This is a genomic window from Altericroceibacterium xinjiangense (genome assembly GCF_003958635.1).
Taxonomy (GTDB): domain Bacteria; phylum Pseudomonadota; class Alphaproteobacteria; order Sphingomonadales; family Sphingomonadaceae; genus Altericroceibacterium_A; species Altericroceibacterium_A xinjiangense.
In genome coordinates, this window is record NZ_RSEK01000001.1 from 168152 (window position 1) to 189488 (window position 21337).

Annotated in this window: 15 protein-coding genes; 6 read left to right on the plus strand and 9 right to left on the minus strand. The window is 62.8% G+C overall.

Features of this window, described 5'->3' with window-relative positions:
- Positions 1 to 292: 292 nt before the first annotated feature.
- Both ELY13_RS00900 and ELY13_RS00905 read left to right on the plus strand, forming a co-directional pair.
- Complete coding sequence (locus ELY13_RS00900; RefSeq protein ID WP_164549669.1) at positions 293 to 3700, plus strand: GAF domain-containing protein; 3408 nt, start codon at positions 293 to 295, stop codon at positions 3698 to 3700.
- Positions 3697 to 4419, plus strand: coding sequence for a response regulator (locus tag ELY13_RS00905; RefSeq protein WP_126172005.1), 723 nt, complete (start codon positions 3697 to 3699; stop codon positions 4417 to 4419). The genes ELY13_RS00900 and ELY13_RS00905 overlap by 4 nt, the downstream gene beginning before the upstream one ends.
- Positions 4420 to 4631: 212 nt before the next feature.
- Here ELY13_RS00905 and ELY13_RS00910 read toward each other — a convergent pair whose 3' ends face one another.
- The 5 genes from ELY13_RS00910 to ELY13_RS00930 form a co-directional block, all read right to left on the minus strand.
- On the minus strand, positions 4632 to 6602 hold the full coding sequence (locus tag ELY13_RS00910; protein ID WP_241233472.1) for an alpha/beta hydrolase family protein: 1971 nt from the start codon (positions 6600 to 6602) through the stop codon (positions 4632 to 4634).
- A gap of 18 nt (positions 6603 to 6620) precedes the next feature.
- Complete coding sequence (locus ELY13_RS00915) at positions 6621 to 7886, minus strand: Xaa-Pro dipeptidase (RefSeq protein WP_126172006.1); 1266 nt, start codon at positions 7884 to 7886, stop codon at positions 6621 to 6623.
- A gap of 324 nt (positions 7887 to 8210) precedes the next feature.
- Positions 8211 to 9170 (minus strand): MBL fold metallo-hydrolase, encoded by a 960-nt coding sequence (locus ELY13_RS00920; RefSeq protein WP_241233473.1) that lies wholly within the window; start codon positions 9168 to 9170, stop codon positions 8211 to 8213.
- Between the two features lie 180 nt (positions 9171 to 9350).
- On the minus strand, positions 9351 to 10313 hold the full coding sequence (locus ELY13_RS00925) for a sterol desaturase family protein (protein ID WP_241233474.1): 963 nt from the start codon (positions 10311 to 10313) through the stop codon (positions 9351 to 9353).
- A gap of 286 nt (positions 10314 to 10599) precedes the next feature.
- Entirely contained in the window at positions 10600 to 11538 is a 939-nt protein-coding gene (locus ELY13_RS00930) for a LysR family transcriptional regulator (protein WP_126172007.1), read from the minus strand.
- Positions 11539 to 12193: 655 nt separating this feature from the next.
- Between ELY13_RS00930 and ELY13_RS15255 the strand changes: the two genes are divergently transcribed.
- From ELY13_RS15255 to ELY13_RS00945, 4 genes are all read left to right on the plus strand, one after another.
- Positions 12194 to 12397 carry a hypothetical protein gene (locus ELY13_RS15255; RefSeq protein ID WP_241233475.1) on the plus strand — a complete coding sequence of 68 codons (204 nt, stop codon included), beginning with the start codon at positions 12194 to 12196 and terminating at the stop codon, positions 12395 to 12397.
- A 106-nt stretch (positions 12398 to 12503) separates the two neighbouring features.
- Positions 12504 to 12851, plus strand: coding sequence for a UrcA family protein (locus ELY13_RS00940; protein ID WP_338142316.1), 348 nt, complete (start codon positions 12504 to 12506; stop codon positions 12849 to 12851).
- Between the two features lie 185 nt (positions 12852 to 13036).
- Positions 13037 to 13165, plus strand: coding sequence for a hypothetical protein (locus tag ELY13_RS15505; RefSeq protein WP_277600613.1), 129 nt, complete (start codon positions 13037 to 13039; stop codon positions 13163 to 13165).
- A 13-nt stretch (positions 13166 to 13178) separates the two neighbouring features.
- A complete protein-coding gene (locus tag ELY13_RS00945; RefSeq protein ID WP_241233476.1) occupies positions 13179 to 14747 on the plus strand; it encodes a tetratricopeptide repeat-containing sulfotransferase family protein in 1569 nt (522 codons plus the stop codon).
- Positions 14748 to 14877: 130 nt separating this feature from the next.
- On the opposite strand, the gene ELY13_RS00950 is transcribed toward ELY13_RS00945, so the two are convergent.
- The 4 genes from ELY13_RS00950 to ELY13_RS00965 form a co-directional block, all read right to left on the minus strand.
- A complete protein-coding gene (locus tag ELY13_RS00950) occupies positions 14878 to 17328 on the minus strand; it encodes a TonB-dependent receptor (protein WP_126172009.1) in 2451 nt (816 codons plus the stop codon).
- Between the two features lie 915 nt (positions 17329 to 18243).
- A complete protein-coding gene (locus tag ELY13_RS00955) occupies positions 18244 to 19188 on the minus strand; it encodes a Vgb family protein (protein WP_126172010.1) in 945 nt (314 codons plus the stop codon).
- Positions 19189 to 19218: 30 nt separating this feature from the next.
- Positions 19219 to 20226: an MBL fold metallo-hydrolase gene (locus ELY13_RS00960; RefSeq protein ID WP_126172011.1), complete on the minus strand. Its 1008-nt coding sequence runs from the start codon at positions 20224 to 20226 to the stop codon at positions 19219 to 19221.
- A 15-nt stretch (positions 20227 to 20241) separates the two neighbouring features.
- On the minus strand, positions 20242 to 21330 hold the full coding sequence (locus tag ELY13_RS00965) for an MBL fold metallo-hydrolase (RefSeq protein ID WP_126172012.1): 1089 nt from the start codon (positions 21328 to 21330) through the stop codon (positions 20242 to 20244).
- Positions 21331 to 21337: the final 7 nt, after the last annotated feature.

The following is a 21337-nucleotide window of genomic DNA, read 5'->3' on the forward strand; positions in this document are numbered from 1 at the left end:
TGGCTGGACTGGCGCCAGAAGCGATGCATCAGTTCCGCGAAGCGCCGCCGAATCGCGTCGTCCTCGTCGGTTTCTGAAGGAGCCTCTTCGGGCTCACCGTCGTGCATCGTTGCAGGTCCAATCCGGCCGGTTCGATGGCCACCGGATACGTGCACGCGCGTCGCAATTTGATGTCGCGGACCTCCCCTTTTTGTGGCAATTGTGGCAGCTTACCGCGATCGGGCGCGGTCTCTGGGCGCGGCGTGACATGGCTGAGGATCGAAGGGCGAACTCCGGCCACGGAGCCTGTGCAGTGACGGACCGCGGCGAATCGCTCGGCGGCTTCCTGCTCGATCTGAGCGACCGGCTAAGGCGGCTTGACGATCCGGCAGAGATACCCGGCGAAGCCGCCGCTGCCCTTGGCGCCTACCTTGGCGTCAGCCGGGCCGGTTATGCCGAGGTCGAGGCCGACGGCCAACATTTCGTGATCGAACGCGACTGGACCGATGGCAGCGTCAAACCGGGAGCGGGCCGCCGCACGATGCGTTCGTTCGGTCCCGACGTGGTCGCGATGCTCTACCGCGGCGAGACGCAGCGCATCGAGGATGCCGGACGCGATCCCCGGGTGCGTTCCCAGGATCGCCCCGCGTTCGAGGAAATGCAGATCGAGGCGGCAGTAACCGTTCCTCTGGTAAAAGCCGGTCGGCTCAGAGCGATGTTCTCGCTTCAGAAATCGAGCCCGCGCAAGTGGACCGACACCGAGGTGCGTCTCATCGAGGAAGTGGCTGAGCGCACGTGGTCGGCGCTGGAGCGCGCGCGAACGACAGCAAGGTTGCGCGACAGCGAAGCGACCTTGGCCTTCCTCTTGAAGCTGAGTGACCGCACCCGCCGCGAGACCAACACGGATACCATCCTTACCGCAACGGCCGAGATGCTTGGCGAGCAGCTTGGCCTGGCGCGCGTGACCTACGGCGAGATCGACGAAGCGCAGACTTCAATGACGGTAATGCACGCTTGGGGTGACAACGTACCTGATGCTGGCGGAAAATACCCGCTCGCGATGTTCGGCGCCGAGGTACTTGCCTCCCACTTCGCAGGGCAGACCTTCGTGACGGAGGATGCCTCGACAGACCCACGAATGGGGCCCGACGGACGCACGTTCGCAGCGCAGATCGAGTGCAAGGGCGCGGTCACCATACCGCTGATCAAGGGCGGCCGCATGACCGCGCTCCTCTCGGTCCAGGACACCCGGCCCCGCCGCTGGAGCGATGGAGAACTGCGCCTGCTGGAGGAAGTGGCCGAGCGAACGTGGGGTGCGCTCGAACGCGGCCGCACCGAAGCGCGTCTGCGGGAAAGCGAGGCGCAGCTCCGGCTTCTCGCCGATACCATGGCCCAGCTTGCCTGGATCGCGGATGAGCACGGCGCGGTCTACTGGTACAACAAGCGCTGGTACGACTATTCCGGCGCGGCCCCGGGAGATGACTGGGTGGCGTTTATTCACCCGGATGACTTCGAACGGGCGCAGGCGCAGGTCGCACGTGCGCTGAAGGCGGGTGACGCGTTCGAAGTGGTGCTGCGCTTCCGCCGGGCTGACGGCGTCTACCGCCCGTTTCTCACCCGCGTGCAGCCCGAACGCAGCTCAAGCGGCAGGGTCGTCCGCTGGTTCGGCACCAACACGGACATCGCAGACCAGTTGGAAGCCGAACGAACGAGCGCCTTCCTGCTAGCGCTTGGCGACCGGGTAAGGCGCATGACCGATCCCGCTGAAGTGCTGGCCGCAAGTAACGAGATGCTGGGCCTGCATCTCGGCGTCAGCCGCGTTGGATACGCGGAAATTGACCCGGCCGACCCCGACACGATCGAGGTGGCGCACAACTGGACCGACGGAACGGTTCGCAGTGTCGAGGGGCGGCACTCGTTCCTCGCCTTCGGTGACGAGAACGTGACGCGTCTTCGCGCTGGCGATACCTTCCGGCTGGAAAATGCTGCGGACGAGACACGCATCATGCCTGGCGAACGGAAGGCCTATGATGTCATGGCCATCGCTGCGGCAGTGTCCGTCCCGCTCATCAAGGGCGGCCGGCTTGTCGCCTTGCTTTCGGTCCACGAGAAACGGCCGCGCGACTGGACCGATGCCGAAGTTCGCCTCATGGAGGAAGTGGCGGAGCGGACCTGGGCGACGCTTGAGCGGGCGCGAGCAGAGACCGACCTGCGTCACAGCCAGGCGCTGCTCGCCGCCTTCATGGCGAATGCGCCTGTCGGCATGTACCTCAGGGACGAGGCGGGCCGTTACGTCATGGCCAACGCGGGCATGGACCGCATATTCGGTCGGCCGGCCGCCGAGGCAATCGGCCTGACTGCGGACAAGCTGCTGGGCGAGGACCTGCGCAAGGCCATCTTCGATCAGGATGCCGTTCCCTTGACCGAGGGGGGCGCGCAAGTAGCCGAGCAACACCTCGTGGGCGCCGGGGACGGAAGCTGGACCCTGGTCATCCGCTTTCCGGTGGATCTGGGAGCGCAGGGGCGGCGCATCGGCGGCTTCGCCATCGATGTCACCGAACAGAAGAACGCCGAAGCCGAACTCGCGCGGTCGCGTGAGGCGCTGTACCAGTCGGAGAAGCTCACCGCGCTCGGCAGCCTTCTCGCCGGCGTCAGCCATGAGCTCAATAACCCGCTTGCGGTGGTCGTCGGCCAATCGACCATGCTGGAAGAGGATGCGGCCGGTACGCGGCTGTCCGAGCGCGCAGGCAAGATCCGGCGAGCGGCCGAGCGCTGCTCCAGGATCGTTCAGACCTTCCTTGCCATGGCGCGCCAGCGCCCGCCGACACGCGGCCGGGTAGCGATCAACGACGTTGTACGCGCCGCGCTGGACCTTACCGCCTATGGCATGCGCGCTGGCGGGATTGCGGTTCACAGCAACCTCGGTTCGGATCTCCCGCCGCTCGACGCCGACGCCGACCAACTCCACCAGGTCTTCGCCAATCTGCTCGTCAACGCCCAGCAGGCGCTGCAGGACAGGGCCGGCGACCGGCAGCTGCACATTGTCACGCGCTGCGGAGCCTCACCAGGGACAGTCGAAGTCGAGGTAACCGACAACGGCCCCGGAATTCCCAAAGAAATTCGCCGCCGCGTGATGGAGCCGTTCTTCACGACCAAGCCTCAGGGAGCCGGCACCGGCCTGGGACTCAGCTTCTCTCTGGGCATCGTGGAGGCGCACGGCGGCACGCTGGAACTGCTCGACAAGGAAGAGGGCGCGGGGTTTCTCGTGACGTTGCCGTCGGTCCAGATGGTCGCTCATTCACCTCGAGCGGAAAGCGCCGAACTTGCCGCCCCGCCCGTCCGGGCGCAGGCGCTCGTGATAGACGACGAGGCCGATGTCGCGGACATGATCGCCGAGATGCTCGAAGCTCAGGGCTACCGGGTGCACGTTGCGGCAGGCGGTGCCGACGCCAAGCGTCAGCTGGCCGCCGGAAACTACGACCTTGTGCTGTCCGATCTTCGCATGCCGGACATCGATGGTCCTGCCCTCCACGCTTGGATCGCCGCAGAGCGACCGGAGCTCATGAGCAAGCTCGGCTACATCACCGGCGATACCCTGGGGCCGAATGCGGCGCGGTTCCTCACAAGCAGCGGACGCCCGTGTCTCGAGAAACCGTTTACCCCGGCCGACCTTCGTAGTTTCATCGCGCAGAACCTGAACCGGCCTGAGGGCGAGCAGTGAACCATTCACCCGCCCACATCGTCGTAGTCGACGATGAGCCCGACCTGCGCGACATGGTTCGCGAGTATCTGCAACGCCACAGCTATATCGTCAGCGAGGCTGACGGCGGGGCAGCGCTCGACGGGCTGATGTCGAAGCGCGCAGTCGATCTGGTCCTCCTTGACGTCAACATGCCGGGGGAGGACGGACTTTCGATCGCGCGGCGCCTGCGGGCCCGAGGACCGCTCGGCATTGTGCTGCTCACCGCCAACGGGGAAACGCTCGACCGGGTGGTTGGGCTTGAGGTCGGCGCCGACGATTATATCGTGAAACCCTTCGACTTGCGGGAACTTCTGGCGCGCGTACGCTCCGTGCTGCGACGTACGAATGCGGGGCTGGCCCCCGCTTCCACGATGGGGCGGCTCGTTCGCTTCGGACGCTGCATCCTGGACGTTGAGTTGCGCAAGTTGTTTGGCCCGGACGGCGCCGAAGTCCCGCTCACCGCGATGGAATACGATCTGCTGCGCACGTTTGCGGAGCACCCCAACAAGGTGTTGACCCGAGACCGCATCCTTGACCTCGCGCATAGCACGGAAATGGAAGCGTTCGACCGCTCGGTAGACAGCCGCATCGTGCGCTTGCGCCGCAAGCTGGAAGAAGACCCTGCCAAGCCGCAAGTGCTCAAGACCGTTCGCGGCAGAGGCTATGTGTTCGCGCCCGGTGCCGAACGGCTGGACTAGTCTGCGGCCAAATTGCGGCGGCGGTAGCGTTCGGCAGTGCCTGCTCCTTGGCACTGCACCGCTGGCCCGCTCGCCCGCTCGCCCGCTCGCCAAGGGTTCTTGCTTGCGCCGCGGAATGAACAAGGTTCCCTACCCAGCTCCAGCCACCTGCGGACCATCCTGCCTGCTGGCACATGGTTGCCGTGAAGGCGTCCACCCCATCCGGCGGTGCCCTACTGCAATACGCCGAGCTGGTCTTCGATGAACTCCGCTTGCCGGCGATAGTAGAACAGCCTGTTCGAAAGCTTGCGCCAGCCGTGGCCTTCGTCGGGAATGCGGATGAAGGGCGCCTCGATCCCGCGTTCGCGCAAAGCGCGGACCATGGTTTCGCTTTCGGCAATGTCGATGCGCGGGTCCATCACGCCGTGCGAGTACAGCACCGGCACGGCAATTCGATCAGCCTGACGAATGGGCGAATTCTCCTGGTAGAACGCGCGCCAGCGTGGATCGGATATGTCGCCGTACTCGATCCGGTCCGAAGCCTTGAGCGCGGGTGAGGCGACCTCCAGTCCTGTGATCCAGTCCGCGACACCATAAAGCGACACCCCGGCCTTGAAAGCTTCCGGGTAAGCCGCGAGCACCGCGTTGACCATGTAGCCACCGTAGGATCCGCCCGCGACGGCTGCCCGGTCGGCATCGATCAGTCCGTCCTTGTCGAGCGCGGCAAGAAGATCGACAAGGTCGCGCACGCTGTCGAGCCGCTTCTCCCGGTCATCAAGCGCGGAATAGCTGCGGCCGAGCCCGACAGACCCGCGCACGTTCGGCTCGAACACCGCGACGCCCCGGTTCACATGATACTGCGCAACCGGGTTGAAACCGGGCACCGACTGGCCCGAAGGCCCGCCATGGACCATGAACACCACCGGCGGCGCGTTCTCGCCCATTCCGGCGTTTTCGGGCCGATAAAGCAAGCCCTGCAGCATGACGCCGTCGCGCGCCGGATAACGGACCACTTGCGGGCGGACGAGGCGCTGCGGGTCCAGCCCGGCAAGGCTGCCGGCGAACACCTGCCGCGCCTCCGTCTTGCCGGGTTCCACCACCCAGATATCGCCCGGCGTGTTCCAGCCGTTCACGTTCACCGCCAGCCGCACCGGATCGCCCTCGCAATCCAGCGAATACACCCCTTCCGGGAGCTTCGGCACGGGCAGCATCACGTTCCCGGTGCGATCCCACAGGTTGAGTGCGCTGAATCCGTCCGTTTCCATCGTCCAGGCGAGATAGCGCCCGTGCGGTCCGCAGAGCCGGACGTTGCCGATGTTGCCTTGTGCCTCGCGGACCACTTCGGATCGGCCGCTGTTCAGGTCATGGCGCATCAACGCGCCGAATTCGCGGCCTGCGTTCGAGGAGAAGTAGAACCCTGCACCATCCGTTTCCCAGGCGTAGCCGCCGAGGCTGTGGCTGGCGCGGGGCTGCGGCTGCGAGACAAGCGTCAGTTTGCCGCTGGCGACGTCCAGCAAGTAGAGGTTGTCGGCGTCCTCCCCTACCGCTTCGGTAACCACGGCCGTCCTGCCGTCGGGCGACACGGCGGGAGCGGAAAAAGCGAAGCGGCCTTCGTAGATCAGCCTGCTTTCGCCGCTCGGGGTTGCGCGGTAGATATCGAAGTCGTTTCCGTTGCGCGCAGTCGATGAGTAGATGAAGCTGCCGTCCCGGGCGAAGTCGCCGAAAATGCGAAAGTCGCCCTTCGCCGCCGGAAGGATCGAGGTTTCCTTCGTCCCGTCAGCGGAAATGATGAAATAGCCGGGCTGTTCATTGCCGTTGCGGTCGGCAGAATAGAGCAGGCCAGTTCCATCCGGGGTCCAGCGGAGGGAATCCACCCCGGTGCGGAACGTGACCTGCCGGGGCTGGCCGCCTGCTGCCGGAACCGTCCATATTTCCGCTTGGCCTGTGATGTCCCGGGTGAAAGCCACCATCTGCCCGTCGGGCGAAAGCTGCGCTCCGCGTGCGCCGCCGGCGAGCAGGTAGCGCGCGATGTCCGTCGGAATCTCACCGGCAAGGCCGGTGGTCACCGGCTCGTCCTCCGGCTCGATCGCCTCCAGCGTTCTGTCAGGGCCGGTCACTCCACCATAGGCCCCCTCCTGCCCGTGGGCGGGAGGAACAAGGGCCGTGGTGAGCAGAAGGGCGGCAAGGGATCGAAGCATGGTCATGATGTCCGGTCTGAAACGTTAGCGGATAAGCTCGCCGCCCTTGACGACGTGATCGACGTCCGCGAGCTGGGCCGGGTCGGAAAGCGGATCGCCTTCCACCGCGATGATGTCGGCCCAGGCTCCGGGCTGGAGCGTCCCGACCTGACCTGTCTGGCCCAGTGCCTCGGCGGCGTTGAGCGTGGCCGCACGGATCGCCTCCAGCGGTGTCATTCCGTATTCGACCATGACCCGGAATTGCCCGCCCACGTTCTCGTGCGGCATGACCCCGGCGTCGGAACCGAACACCATCTTCACGCCCGCTTCGTGCGCCTTGCGGAAGTTTGCGCGTTGCGTCGTGCCGACCATCCGCTCCTTCGCGAGGTTCTCCTCAAGCACACCATTTTCCGTACCCATCGCCAGCGTGTATTCGGTGTTGAAGATGTCCATGCTGAAGAACGTGCCGTTCTTCTTCGCCAGTGCTATTCCTTCATCGTCAACAAGGCTGGCATGTTCGATGGTGTTGAAACCGGCGCGGATCGCTGCCTTGATCCCTTCCGCGCCGTGGGCATGGGCGGCGGTGCGCAACCCCCAGCGGTGCGCCTCGTCGACCACCGCGTTCAGCTCTTCTTGTGAAAGCTGCTGCTGGCCGGGTTCGGTATTGCGAGAGAAGACTCCGCCGGTGGCGCAAACCTTGATCACTTCCGCCCCGTACTTCCGCTGCTCGCGCACCCGCTTGCGCAGCTCGTCCGGCCCATCGCCTACCGCCGCGCCGACTTCGGCGTAGCTCGGCGGCATGAACGTGCTGTCGCAGTGCCCGCCTGTCGCGCCGAGGGCATGGGCCGCGTTCACGATCCGCGGCCCCTGCAGCCAGCCCTCCTCAATCGCCTGGTCCAGCCCAACGACATTGTAATCGTCCGCGCCAAGGTTACGGACGGTCGTAAAGCCCGCGCCCAGCATTCTGCGGGCATTGGCTGCCGCGATCGCCGACCAGAACCGGTCCGAATAGGCCAGCGCGTTATAGCCGCGGATTTCGGGGCGACTGTCGAGGTGGACGTGCATGTCGATCAGGCCCGGCAGCATGGTGAACCCGTCGAGGTCAATGACTTCGGCTCCCGCGGGCGCGGAACCGCCGCTCTCCACTTTCGCAACCCGGCCATCGACGACGGTGAGGAGAGGATCGGGGATATAGCGCCCTTCCTCGACATTCAGCATGCGATCGGCGGTGACATAAACCGTCTCGGCCTGCGCTGCAGTTGCGAAAAGTGCCGTGACGAGTGCGACAGACTGGAGCAGGCGGTGGTACATTGAGAGAATTCTCCTGAGCTTTCATCGACTTCCCGGCGCGGTCAGGCCAGGGTTGCGGCCGAGCGGCCCTGTAAGGCCCACTCGTGAATACGTTCGCTTGTTGCAAGCGTCAGAAACGTTGCGATGGCAACTGGCATTCTTTGCAAGCGCGTGCCTTCGATTGCGGCGCGGCAAGATCTTGCTTCTCTTGCATGCAACTGACGATCGCCCAACGGTCTGTCTCTTCTGCCCCGCTGTGAAGCCATTTGCGGAGCATGTTCAAACGCGTCCCGCCTACTGATGCCTGATCCGCACCAGCATACGCGGGGCTAGGTATCAAGCCGATCAGTTGGCCCGCCGAGCTACCGGGTAGATGATGAAATGATCATGGGCCTGGGGGCGTTCGGGAACATCGAGCGGCGCCTTCAAGCCAGCTTGCAATTCGCCGATACTCTCGACAGGCAGTTCGAGCCGATGCTCGTCGGGGTGCGGGGTCACCTGATGTCCATAGTCCTGCCCGGCGGTACGGGTCATCTCAATGTGAGCACCAAGCACTGCGCGAACAGGATGCGTCGCGGCGAAAGCTGCGAGGCGGTCGATGCTCGCGCGTTCGTCCGACATGAAATTGACTGGTACGTACAGACGACCGGGATAGAGAACATCGCCGGACAAAAGGATTTCCAGTCTCGTATCGTATATCATGATCGAGGCAGACTGGTGTCCCGGCGTCGGAACGATGTGGAGAACGCGTCCGCCCAGATCGAACCGCCCAACCTCGTCTGGCCAGGCCCCGATCCCGAAGAACCCGGCGACATCCGCAGGCTCGAGCCCGATGACGACGGTGTTGGGACGGTCCCGAAACCCCATGTCGCCCGCGACGTGGTCCCCATGACTGTGACTGTGCGCAACGATCAGTGAAATGCTGGAGCGGTCATGCGCGACAAGCCAGTCTTGGACGATCCGGTCGACGACGGGCCTTGTCTGCCCGCCCTCGGCTCCGGTGTCGAACAACAGGGCCTTGTCGCGCCCGAAGATCAGATAGAGGAATGGAGCCTCGAAATTGGTCTTGAGCGATTGCCGGATGACGAATGTATCGGGATCAAGGGATTGAACCTGAGTCTGCGGCTCATGGGCTTGCGTGCCGTCGATCCACTTTTCCTGGAACAGCGCTGGAGGCGAAGCACTCTGGGCGCTTGCCGGGATGGCGAAGAGCGGGGCATGCGCAAGCAGGACTGCGGCATGGCCCAGCGCAACCCTGCCCAAGGTACGCAGCGCGGGAAATTTCATCGTGTTCAGGCCTTTCATGATGGATCGATCAAGCCTTTCACACAGTCTCGCGCCTGCCGGTCGGGCCGGGGCAGAACCGGCGGAGCGAAGACTAGCACGAAAGCAGCTCCGCGGGTCGCGGCAACTTGCTGGATCAAGTGGAGGGCACCCAGAACAGCACGCCCGGGGGTGCAAGGTTCTGTCCGACGCAGGCGGCGATCATGCCGTCGCCGTGCCTCCCGCGGATCCGGGGGCGGGATCGGCCGGGACATTGTCGTGCTCCGACCGGCTGCTCACATGCGTTTCAGCGCTGTATCCGGCCTTCGCCCGCCGAGCCTTCATTGCATCGACGATCGGCTGGAACGGGAACATCGTCTGCTCCCAGATCGACAGACGCCTGCGGTCATCCTGGCCCACGACGGACGCCTCGCCATCGCGGTAAGTGCCAAAAATACGATCCAGCAAGATCAGCGAATTGCCGTAGTTGCAGCGGGTGCTTTCGTAGTCCGTCGAGTGATGAAGGCTATGGTGCCGAATGGTGGTGAAGAAGAACGAATACCAGCGCGGCGGGTCAGAGCGCACATTGGCGTGAGCGAAGGTCGCGATGACACCCAACGTGTTGAATGCGGCGAAGATCGCGGTTTTCTCCAGATCGAACAGGGCAATCACGCTGAGGCTGATCAGGAACAGCTCGATAGGATTGCCCACCGCGCCTTTCGCCGCATTCAACTGGGTGATGTGGTGATGCGGAGCATGGGTCAGCCAGAGCGGATAGGAGTTATGCATCAACCGGTGCATCCAGTACTGACCGAACTCGAATACGAAAATCACCAGAGCGACCTGAACCAGCCATGGAAGGTGCATGGCCCACTCGGTGTTGATGCCGAGCCAAGCCTTGGCGGCAGTCAACGGGTCCTCGGCCAGGTGTTGCGTCAGCCACGAAATAACCGTTGCGCTCAAGACGACGTAGAAAAGGTCGGTAAAGAACTCGCGCCTGTTCATGCGCCACCCGGGGTGGCGCTCATGGACCTGCTCGAGCAGGAGGACGACCAGCGTTATGAGGGGGGACACGACAGGGAGGGTCCATGGATTATCGAGCAAGGCTGCCGGACCGAAGGACCAGAAGATCAGGACCAGGACGATCATCGCGGGGGGTATCAGGTTGAATACCCTGTTCTTCATGGTGTCTTGCATTGCATTACCTATCGTTTGATCACGCAATTCATGTCTGTGAGCGACCGCCTGTGCGGATGGGCATGGCTTGTTGCTTGCCCCCGTGGCGACATGCTCCAGACAGTCAGCCGAAGCGCTCTCGCGCCGAGCCAACCGGCAAAAAGGCCGATGCCCCAAGGCGGTGGCTGGCGTTCTCACCGATTTGCACACCGCAGCTCACTTCAGCGCCGCCAGACTGCGCCGCAGCGCGCTATAACGGCAGACACAAAAATATGATGAAAGGCATAGACAGACGCTATGACCTGCGCTGCGCACGGACCCGCCTGACCACTTCATCCCAGAAAAGCTGGGTGGCTGTATCCCGCGCCTGCTCGGACCGGGTCAGGAGAAACACATCGTAGCTGGGCGCTACATCGGCGTGGAGCAGCGGCCAGAGCCGACCCTTGGCCACATCGTCTTCGGCTACAACCGTGGGAAGAAAGCCAATGCCGACGCCATGGACAATGAGTCGCCGCGCCTCGTTGATGTCCTCCGCAACGCCGCTCACGTGCGTGCCCAGCCGATACCGGTGACGCAGGTGAGTGATCAATTCGATCTCATCGTCGCCGGTGAGCACGAAACCCTCATCCTTGAGGTCGTGAAGCCGGCTCACGCGATAACCGAAATAAGGACTGATGCGGGAGCAGTAGAGCTGCTGGCACTCCACCAGCATTGGCTCATACAACAGGGTTCCCCGGACACTGCTGTCATAACCGACGCCGATCTCAATATCCCCCTGCTCCAGGGCATCCAGGAGCTGGCGCCACGGCGACACGCGTATCTCAATCTGGATGCCCGGATTGCGGCGGTGGAAACTCGCAATCGCCTCGTCGAACTCTGCCGACACAAGGCCCGACACAACCTGGATGCGCACGACGCCTTCGACACGCTTGGTCGCCTGCGCGATCTGATGCGGCACCATCTGCGCGGACTCGAGCATGTCTTCGCACAGCGCCATCATGGCCTTCCCAGCCGCGGTCATTTCGACACCCGTCGCGGTGCGTTGCAGAAGAGTGGCCCCGACATGCTCTTCAAGCCGCTTCAGCGCCGCGCTGATGCTGGGCTGCTGCCGATTCAGCTGCCGCGCAGCCGCTCCGATACCTCCCGCACGGACGATATCGACAAATGTCCGCATCAGGTTCCAGTCCACGCGACTCGCGAACTTCTTATCGCTGATCGGAGCACGATCGCTCATGTGCTACTTCCACGTCCTAAAGGGTCGCACCGCCGGGTTGGCCGACACTCGACGTCGGCATCGACCGTTGCGCTCTGCCCATCAACCGAATTGATGGGAAACATAGATGCTTTCAATCTAGTCGCAACTCATCTCCAGCCGGTAGCTTCCACATGTTCTCGCAAGCGTCAGACCGTGAAATCACACCGAGACATCCAAGTACCGGATAAATAGCAAACTATCAACGTAGGACGCCAACAACAATCTGCGCTATTATAGCTGCCTTCGTTGATTTTATTACATGTTCGACTCCAGCATCCACGAGGAGAGGGTTAAATACTTCGCGCCGCATGCGGCACAGTGTGGAGGATCTTTAATGAGCAGAATGCCAACCTGCAGTGCGAAGCCATTGCACAGCCTCACACGCGGTCAGAGCGTGCGTCAGGTCGGCGCGCCTCCCCTTCTCGCGAAACAACAACAACGCGTTGGAACGCATTACTTTCGCACGCTAGCACCGGCAGGAATAGCCGCAGTCGTCCTCGGGAGTCTTGCATCACCGGCCATTGCAGCACCCGAAGCAAACGCAAGGCTGGTCCATTGCGGCGCCCAAAGCTGCTTGCGGATCACCGGCCAACGGGAGAATTCGGCCTCGACTGTCGGGATCAACGGTCACGCCGTGCGTGTCGAGGGTAACCGCACCTGGCAAGCCGACCTGCCGGTCGAACTCGTACGCGAGTGGTCGCCCCCCTATGCGCGAACGGTCGAGGTCTCGCTCCAGAATCCGGAAACGCAACGCCAGACTGTCACCAGCATCGACCTGCCCATTGGCCTGCTGGGCGTGACTACCAATCTTGCCTCCCTGGTGGTCAGCGTCCGCTAACCAGCGCTCTTGTACTCAGCCAAGCGGACCCCCCCCCCCCGAGCGTTGTCAACTCCTGCATTCAGTGCTATGGCGCTGGCAAACTGCCGTAGAGCAGTCAAAGCAGATGCAGGAGATGATGATGAAAACCGGCTTTTTGTTCTTGGCCGCGTGCGCCCTGGGTACTTCGGTGTCCGCTGCCGCCACAAGCAATCCGTTTGCCAAAGACGAGACAGTACTGCGCCTCGACGGGCTCGATCTTTCGACCCTCGAAGGGCAGCAGCGCCTTGCAATCCGGATGGATGAAGCGGCACGCACCGTTTGCGGCGATCGCTTGTCCAGCGTGCATCTTGCCTTGGCCGAGCGTGCGCGCGAGTGCCGCGCTGCGGTAGCCGCTGACATCCGTGATCAAATCGAAGCCCGCACAGTCGTCGCGGCAAACGGTTCCCGGACGCAGTTCGCGTACAGCCGGTAAGGCTCACGGTTCCCTGTCCTTCAACCCGGCGGCCGGAGTCGAGGAACAGGGAATCGAGACCTCCCTTACGTGCTCTATCCTCCCGGACCGGCGGACATGGTAACGCTCGACTGCCACGGGAAGGTCGGCCCGGTCCCCCGTAAATCAGGTTTGCCAAGGCAGCAGACCCGGCATATGCTGGGCCTATGGCTTTTGTCACAGCCCGCGCCCTGGCGAGCGATCTAGCACCGGAGCACTTCGCCGAGGCGGGAATGCCGCTGCCCGATGGTGGCACAGCGGCGCCGCTGCCATCGCCGGGCGCGTGTTCGGCATGATCATGGACATGCGGTGACGCTGGAAGCGCAAGCGAGGCTAGCGCTAAAGCGCGGTGACCTGTCTGCCGCCGTAACTGCGGCCCGTGCGCTCGCCTTAGCCCATCCCGATCAACCCGCGGGTTTTTTCCTGTTGGGGATCGCTGCAGCCGAAGCTGGTCAGATCGCCAAAGCGGTCCCAATGATCGAGGCAGCGGTTGAGCTTGGGCCGAAGGCAGAGTATCTGGCGCAACTGGCCAGGCTGCTGATCCTGCTGCACCGTGACGGCGAAGCTGCCGATGCAGCGGAACGGGCAATGACGCTGGCACCCAACGATCCGCTGACGCTCGACACCATCGGATGCGTGCTGGCCCGGCTGGGCCGCCATGAGCAATCGATCGCACCTTTTTCCGCGGCGGTGGCGGCTGAACCGGCAAACCTGGAATACCGCTACAATCTCGCTGCGGCACAGGGGTTTACCGGTCGCGTGGACAAAGCACGCACGCACTACGAAAATATTTTGACTAAAGATCTGGGCAATGCCCGCGCGCATTATGCGTTGGCCATTCTCTCCCGACAGACCGACCAGAGCAACCACGTCCGCAGATTGAAAGCTGCGCTTGGCGTATCCACCAGTCCAGACGACAGGCTGCGGATCGGTTATGCGCTGGCGAAGGAACTGGAGGATATCGGGAAACCGGAGGAAGCGTTTCAGCACCTGGCGCAGGCCAACACCACCCACAAGCGCCGGATCGGTTACAACTTCGCCCACGATGCGGCGATCTTCGACGCAATTGAGGCGCGGTTCGGCACGCGAGCGCAATGCATGGCCTCCGGCGCGGGCAAGGCGACTTCTTCCCCCATATTCGTGGTGGGCATGCCCCGAACGGGCACGACCCTGGTAGACCGGATCCTGTCCTCACATCGCGACGTCGGATCCGCGGGGGAACTGCAAGCGATGCCCCTGGTGGTCAAACGGCTGGCGGGAACGTCGTCGCGCACGGTCATCGATCCGGCTACCGTCATGGCGAGCGGCGCGATCGATCCCGCAGTCCTCGGCGGATCTTATCTCGCCCAAGCCGGCCATCACAAACCTGTGGGCACCCCGCGGTTCACGGACAAGCTGCCGGCCAACTTCCTTTATGTCGGCCACATCGCCCGGGCATTGCCCATGGCCCCAATCGTGTGTCTGCGACGCAATCCGATGGACACGATTTGGAGCAACTACAAGAATCTATTCGCCAGCCAGTCCGCTTATTACGCCTATTCCTACGACTTGATGGACATCGCGCGCTACTATGTGCGTTTTGACCGGCTCATGGCCCTATGGGAAAGCCTATTCCCGGGACGCGTGCTGCAGTTGTCCTATGAGCAGCTGGTGGCTGACCAGGAAGGACAAACCCGGCGATTGCTCGAGCATTGCGGCCTCGAATGGGACGAGGCCTGCCTGTCCTTTCACGAGAACAGCGCCGCAGTGGCAACGCCCAGCGCAGCGCAGGTGCGGCGCCCGCTCAATGCCGATTCCGTGGGAAAATGGCGCTCTCACGAAGCGCATTTGCGCCACGTCGCCGCGTGGCTCGGAGCACAAGGCATGGACGCTGGCTAAAGCGACTTTGCCGCAGGTGGGAACACCTCCTGGACTGCGAAAACGCACCATCGACTGGGCTTGGGGGTGGTTTGCCGGCGGACTGAGGCGCCCACCGTTTCCGGCAAGCGCCCCAGCCGCGATATTCGGATCAGTACCTGTAGCGTACTTCGACGCCGACCGTACGCGGATTGACCACGGCCTGTCTGTAGTAGCGGAGGGCAACACCGTCGTTGAGGCCGACACGCGATCGATCGTTAGCAACCGAGACTACCGCATATTTGTCGAAGATATTGTTCGCGAACAGACTAACGGCGTACCGGTCCATTTCATACGAGAGCGATGCGCGGTGCAGCACGAAACCGGGGATCTTATCACCGTAGCCGCGGTCCCAGCCGAGCCTTGACACCACGTTCCCGCGGTAGGTTGCAGTCCAGTTCGCGACGAGGTCGCCATCCCCTACCGGCATGATGTACGTCGCGCCGAGGCTACCCGCATTCCTTGCCGAACCGGGCAGGCGGTCGCCCGCCAGCGCGTCAAGCTGGATCGGCTTGCTGGGATAGACGCCAGGCGGATCGTTCACGGCGATGATGCCGGGCGCATCGTCAGTCAGCTCCGCGTCAGTGTAGGAATAAGTGCCCTGGATCGACAATTCGGGGACAGGCCTCAACTGGAATGACGTTTCGAAGCCCTTCGACCTGGCGCCGCCGCCGTTCACCGTGATCCCGGTCACGCCGTAGACGGTGGCGGAGGCTACCTGGATGCCCTCCCAGTCAATATGGAAAACGTTAAAGCTGACATTCAGCATGCGGTCGAGCAGCTGGGCGCGAACGCCGAGCTCGATGTTCTCGGTGCTGTCCGGCCCGTACTGGATTTCGTTCGGCAGCGCGCAGATGACTTGCGGCCCCTGGTATTCGTCGGGGTTAAGCGGGATATCGGGGGTGCACGGCGCGACGCGGTTCGGGCCACCGATGCGGTAACCCTTGCTGTAGGTGGCATAGGCCATCACGTCCGGGGTGAAGTTGTAGGATGTATTGAATTTCCACACCCAGCCGTCCTGGCCCGCCTCACCGCCGTTCCCAGGCAGATCATAGGGGCTGAGCGGATCGCCGAGCAAAGGCAGCGCAGCCGCGCCCGCAATCTCCGAATCATACTTGAAGTAGCGGGCGCCCGCCGTGACCTGCCATTCCGGGATCACCCTGAACGTAGCTTCGCCGAAGATCGCCTTCTCGGTCACCTTCGAGGTGACATAGCTGACATACTCCAGCGCCTCGGGATTGGGGCTTGTGCCGAACTCGACCCAGGGATGGTTCGGGACATGTTCAGCGTAGTCGCTCTGGTACTTCTGTTCATTGTAGAAGCCGCCGAGAACCCAGTTGAACGGGCCGCCATGGCGCGAGACGAGGCGGACTTCCTGGTTGACCTGCTTGCGCCGGACGTCGCTTTCGTTCCAGGCCGAAAAGGCGGGGAACAGCTCATAGTCGTAATCGAGGTCGAGCAGCAGGTCGGTAACGTCGCTCAACGCCTGGCTCCTGACATCGGTGTAGGCCGTCGTCGAAACGAGATCGACAATGTCGGCGATGTTGGCGTTGATTTCCATGCTGGCGAGGTGCGCACGGCGATCCACCGGCTCGATGTAGCGGCTGGCATTCTCATACCTGCCTGTACCGAGCACGCCGGCGCTGTTGGACTGGGCACCATCGGTCCTGGTGCGCTGGTACGCATAGCTGAACATCACCTGCAAGTCTTCGCTGGTCTGGAACAGCAGCTGGTTGCGCGTGGTGAAGGTCCTCTCGAAATTGAGATCCTCGCGCGAGGTCAGATTCGCCGCATAATCTTCGTCGGACACGCCGTCAGGGCCGCCCGGCTGCGGGAGCGAGACGCCGGGCTGCTGAACCAGCAGCGGATAGTCGATGAAGCCGGGATCGAAATAGTAGCCTGTCGCGCTGCGGAAGGCGATGTAGTCCCGGACGATCGGCAGGTTGATGACGCCGTCCGCCTGATAACCATAGTCATCGCTGTGGCTCTTGGCGTACACGCGGGCGTGCACCTCGCCTTCGACGTGGGTCACGTCGGGCCGGTTGGGAATGTAGCGGATCGCGCCAGCCAGTGTGCCGAGACCGTAGAGCGTCCCTTGCGGCCCGAGGAGCGTCTCAACCCGTTCGATGTCTAGCAGCTTGAAGTCGTAGTAAAGCGGCACCTCCCCCAGATATATCCCGAGCGAGTCGTCGTAGTTGGCGCCGCCGTCGCCCACATCCGACGCGCTGAGGCCGCGCAGCACGATGGATCCGGTGGTGCCCGGCCCCGTGTCCGAAATGGTCAATCCCGGCGTGAAATCAGCAAGATCGCGCACGTCGTCGATCCGCTGACGCTCCAGTTCTTCCGCACTGATCGCGGAGATGTTGATGGGCGTGTCCATGATCGTCGTAGCGCGCCGCGTGCCGGTGACGAGGATCGCGTCGCCGTAGATGATGGCACTGGATGTATCCGCACCCATCTCGGTATTCAGAGTCTCCTGGGCCGATGCCTGCGTGGCGAAGACCACGCCCGTGAACATCGTCGCCGAGAGAAAACCCGCCCGTAGTTTCGCGCAGCATGTCATATCATACCCCCCTTTTTTAGTTGAGACTTCCGATGTTCGGGTGGCTGCCGGAACCGAAATGCCTTTGTTTTTCGTACGATGCGCTTGCCAGTCGCCGCTTCTCGGCTTGTTGCCTGGCCCGGTTGCTGCTCGAACTGTCAGATCCATCGAACTGCGCGATCCGATGTTTTCCTGCGCCGGCCCAAGCCCGGTCGTGCACAGGCGTCGATGTGCCTCCCCTCGTCTTGCTCGCCTCGATCGGCGGCTCGAACGGGCCCGCAGTCCATCCGACAGCCGCCTGCTGCCGCGCTGTCTGATGACCGCTGGTTCAGCGCCCGAGCGACGGTTAATTCGCGCGTGTTCAGCGGCCAGGCGTCCTGCCAACCGAAGAGCCGCCCGAGGCTCTGTATCTTGGTCACGGTGGCGACAGCCGAGACAGGAAACGTCACGGGGTATTGATTTGCGGCCTGTGGAACGAGCCCTCGGAACGGCACGACACCTGCGCCCGGCATCCGCTTGCTCATGGTCCGGGTCGCGAAGCCGCCTTGCTTGCCAGCTCCGTCGAACCGGCCCGTTCCTTGCATATCGGCTGACGCAAGAGCGCTTCTGGCCGGCGGCTGGTGCATCAGAAATCTCCATATCAAGCCGGCAACCCAGCTTAAATTGCAGATCCTCTCCTCACCGTAGCATCGCTCTCAGGGCAACTAGGATTACGGTATAGATATTACGAACTTGGTCAATAGTAATAACACGCTGCAGCCTTGGATTATGTCAATCAAATGAACCATGCATAATTGTTTTTAGTTACGTCTATCATCACGATATAACTAATATACTTGCGCTATATAATAGCCAACACGGGAAACCACTGTAGCGATTACACCCCCGGGGTTCTTTGCTGACGCAGCATCTGCCTGCCCGTGTCGGCGTGAGGTTCTAGTTTTCGTTTTTCGCTGTCCCGGTCCACCACGACAGCGTCTGCAAATCGTGCGCTGTCGTCCATACGCCAGATGACGTATAGCGCACCGCTCCACTGCCGGACGGCTTGCCGGCGCGCGCCAGGATCTCCATCGTTTGAGGATCGATCGCTGCGAAGGTCTGGTCCTCGGTCGTGCGCAACCACACCGCACCGCCTCCAACATCAATGTCGCCGTACATCAGGGTTTCTCCCACCTTCGTGCGTCCCGTCACTTCGTTCGTGAAGGGATCGATCCGCGCGACCGTTCCGTCGCCCTGCTCCTGCACCCACACCGCCCCTTCCCCAGCGGCGAGGAAGCCCGGCTGCTTGCCGAGCTTGACCCTAGCAGTCACCGAATCCGTCTGCGGATCGATCTTCTGAAGCGATTGCTCGTCGCTGCTCACGGCCCAGAGCGCATCAAAGCCGAAGGCCAGATAGAAGGTGCCGGGGTCGACGGTGACAGCCCGGGTTACCGCATTGGTGGCCGGGTCCACGCGAACGACCTTGCCCGCCCCGTCGCTGGGCACCCAAATCGAGCCTGCGCCCGCAACCACGTTCGTCTCGCCCTTGGGATTGGCGATGCCGGTCGGGATCATCGCTTGCACCTGCGCTGTCTCCACATCGATCCGGTAGACGTTGCCGTCCCTGCAATTTGCCACCCACAGTGAGCCGAACGCGACCGTCATGGCGCCGCATGGCTTTGGTACCGCGGTTGAGGCGACCATGCCTTCGGGTGACCATTGCTCGACGCGGCCGTCGTTGGTGGTCCAGACCGTGTTCCCGTCAATCGCCAGAAAATCGGCGAAACCGGGCACGCTGATTTCCCGCTCCGTCAATTCTCCGGCAGAAAGTTCCGACGCCTGAGAAGGCAACGATGCGCAGAGTGCGACCGAAGTCAGTGCCAGCCTGATGGGTTTTTTCATGCGCTTTCTCCTGTGCTCGGCCTTCGCCGGTCAACTGTAACGGTAAGGGTTGGTGTCGATCGTGGTCGTCCCCCGCGTCTGGTTGCAGAGGAAAACGGTGCCGGTGAAATAAATCCCCGGCTCGGTGATCGTCTTTGCGTACTCGAACGCCTCGCGCAGCTGCTGCACGGTCATCTCGACGGGCGCTTCGTTGGGCTGGTAGGTCATGCCATAGGCATAGTCCTCACCGGCGTTGCTGATCTCCACGTGGCAGCCCATCACATGCGTGACCGAATGCGTGTCGCAAAAGTCGATCAACCGCTGCATGCTGTCGAACCAGGGCTGCCAGAAGCTGATATAACAGCGCCCCCTGTAGAACATGTCGCCGGTGTACAGGATCTGGGTATAGCTGTCGTAATAGGTGAATTCCGACACGACGTGGCCGGGCGAACCCCAGATCAGGATATCGCGCCCGCCCAGGTCCAGCGTCACCCGCTCTTCCGGGAAATTGGTCATGCCCCAGAAGCCGACCATCTCGTCATGGGTCAGGCCCATGTAACGTGTCTTCGGCCGATCGGCGAACTGGTTTACCGCCGCGTAGTGATCGGCATGCAGGTGACTGAACGCGACCAGCAGTTCGAGGTCGGCGGGGTCTCGGCCGTTGCGGCTGCACCACTCCTCGATGCACTGGTCCACTACCCCGCGCAAATCCCAGTCGTTGCGCAGCTGCACAAAGCCTTCGTCGAGCAGCAGTACGCGGTCATTGCCGAAGTAGAGCGGAGCGAAGGGCGCTTCGTAGCTGTACGCCTTGTTCTGCCGCAGGATCGCCGTGTGCGGATCGTACCAGTGGACCTGCACAGGTGGATCGGTGTTGTCCATGCAGGATTGCGATCCGGCAATCCACTTCTTCGGAAAACTGCCCGGTGCCGGCAGGTTGCTCTTGAAGTCGATCCGCCTGCCGATGGCAGCGGAAGCGGTACCAACAAGCGGGCTGAGGCCGGCGCCGGACAGCGGCAAGGCGGCCAGCGCGTTGTAGGCAAGGAAGCTGCGGCGGTCCATGGTTGATCCTCGGCGTCAGAAGGGGCGCGGAGCGTTGATGTCAGGCACGCCCTCGGGCCAGACCTTCGTCCGCTGATCGGGACTGACACCGTTGAACAGCACGAAGTCAGGCCTGATGAGCATCATGTCCCTGCCTCGAACTTCGCGAGCACACCGAAGCGCCTCGTCGATCAGTGCGGGCTCCATCTCAAGCAGACGCTCATATGGTTTGTAGGTCGCGAACCGGGCGTAGTACTTTCCCGGGACGAACATCATGTCGATGTGTCCCCCGAGCACCCATTTAACCGGCTTGCCCGCGGCAAAGGCCTTGAGCTGTTCAAGCGAGGTGACGAAATCGCCGTCGTTGCTGACGTTGATCTTGCCGGGGAACAGGAGATCGCCGGTGAATAAGAAGTCGCAGTAAGGATCGTAGAAACTTACGCCGTCCTCATGCGTGCCAGGTGTGGGAATCACCTCGATCCGGCGGCCGCCAAGGTCGATCGTGCCCGTGCCATCGGGCCAGCCTTCAACCAGGCCGTAGAAGTCCTTCATCGCGCTGAGCGGCTTGGGAACGATCACCGTATCCGGCCGTCCGGCGAACTGCACCACGCCCTGGTTCTGAGCGACGTCCTCGCCAGAGGTCAGCGCGACCGTGAGAGGAACCTTGCTGCGCCCGCGCGCCTGCCCCCAACGCGTGATGATCGCGTCGACCGTCTTGCGCAGCGGATAGTGATCGGCGTTCGCGGTCGCGCCGCTATCGATCAGGAGCGCGCCTTCGTTGCCGAACAGTAGGTAGGTGAACGGCGCCTCCCAGTGCACGCAGACATTCTGCCGCAGGACAAAGGTGTCCTCGTTATACTGCACCACCTGAACGCGCGGATCGCGGTTCCTGGCGGCCACGTTGGAGCCGTAGGTCCAGCGGAAAGCCAGGTTGCCGGGTGCCGGACCCTCACAGGCGTAGCTGTGGACCACCGCTTGCGGGCGGTGCAGCGGCAAGGCGCTATCCGTGTTGCGGGCGCCGGCAGGATTGTACCCGAGATCGGGATTGCCGTTGGGATATGCGCGCGCCGTTGCGGACTGCGGATTGCCGGAAAATGCGGGATTGTAGGTCGGGCTTCGAGGCATCGGACTC